Raw genomic sequence first — 1434 nt, forward strand, 5'->3', positions numbered from 1 at the left:
GTCGAAGCCCAATCGAATACCGTAAAAGCCTAGGACTTATGACGTAAAAACAGTCCAAGTTTTTGTCCGCATCCCCCGTGGCCGGGGCCGGGCAAGGCGCACCCGGCACGGTCCATACTTCCTACAATGCCAACTGGCTTTCCCAACTTCTTTTAAACCAAGCCGCCCAAAGGTATGCAAAATGAAACGCATTTTACCTCCCAAGTTCATCCTCATCTCTCTCGCCTTGGCCAGCCTCGTGGCAAACCCCGTTTCCACGCAAACCGTGCCGCCGGGACCTTTGCCCTTTGGCATCTATGACCCCTACGGCGAATTCTCGGACGTGCAGGACGTGGCAATAGAGCATCTGTTCTTACCGTGGGAGGACGTCTTCCTTCCCAGTTTGGCCGAGGCGGAACGCTATACAAAATCTCGCGGCCGCTCGATTCTTGTGACCATAGAACCGTGGACTTGGTCGCGCGATGAACGCAACTCGCCCAAGACGCTGCAAAAGGGCATCGCCGACGGTACCTATGACAATACCATGCGCACAGTTTGCGCGGCACTTGCCACCGTGGACGTACCCATGACAATCCGCTGGGCGCAGGAAATGGATGATGCCAGCGGCCAGTTCATCTGGGCCGGGTGGACGCCACAAACCTATATCGACGCCTACCGCCAGATGATCAACATTTGCCGCATCGCAGCCCCCAAGGCCAAATTTATGTGGTCCCCGCTGGGTACAGAAACGATGGCAGCCTACTATCCCGGTGATGACTATGTCGATGTCATAGGCCTGTCTGTGTTCAGCCTGCAACCGTGGGAAGAGGCGACCTTGGGCGGCGTGCAGAGCTTTGACGACATATTTGGCCCACGCTACCAACGCGCTCTCCAATTTGGCAAACCCATCATCATAGCGGAATTAGGCTATATTGGAGATATCGCCCACGTCACTGAATGGGATGACTCTGTACGCACGTCTGCTGCGAAGTATCCCGAACTCGAGGCCGTGGTCTATTTCAACCAGCAAGAGGTCTATCCTTGGCCCGATGGATTCGGTCTTCCCAACTGGCGCCGCACGGCAAATGTGTTGAACTGACAGTCCTGCGGCCCGTTTGCGCCTCACTCGGGCCGCCTCTCCCGCACAACTGGCAATAATCGGCCTGTCTACCAATCTGTTGAAAACGCGCCCAATATCAAAAACGGGGCGCGTTTTGTCGTGCAAACCCTGCTTCCTGTCGGCAACACTCCGCGCGGTTCTCCCCTTCGCGGTTGACCGTTCACTATTTCTCAATGAAAATGAAAGAAGTTTAATGAGGATCGAAGGCTTCAAACCCGATCCCACCTTGAGGAGAGCAGATTTGAAACACCCCTTTGGGTGAGAACGGCAGTGCAAAAGTGAGCCACGGAAGTGGCGTGATAATCTCGCTGCGGGCAGCGTAAAATGTTGCCACT

General features: G+C 55.2%; 1 protein-coding gene. It reads left to right on the forward strand.

Annotation, left to right across the window (positions count from 1 at the left end):
• The first annotated feature begins 181 nt into the window (after positions 1 to 181).
• A complete protein-coding gene (locus tag ACEN2J_RS20785) occupies positions 182 to 1078 on the forward strand; it encodes a glycoside hydrolase family 26 protein (protein ID WP_442108667.1) in 897 nt (298 codons plus the stop codon).
• Positions 1079 to 1434: the final 356 nt, after the last annotated feature.

The organism is Pseudorhodobacter sp. W20_MBD10_FR17 (assembly GCF_052119765.1).
Taxonomy (GTDB): Bacteria; Pseudomonadota; Alphaproteobacteria; order Rhodobacterales; family Rhodobacteraceae; genus Pseudorhodobacter.

What these genes read in the sequence shown, in the direction of transcription:
- ACEN2J_RS20785 (WP_442108667.1), top strand. Translation starts at nt 182, where the DNA reads ATGAAACGCATTTTACCTCCCAAGTTCATCCTCATCTCTCTCGCCTTG.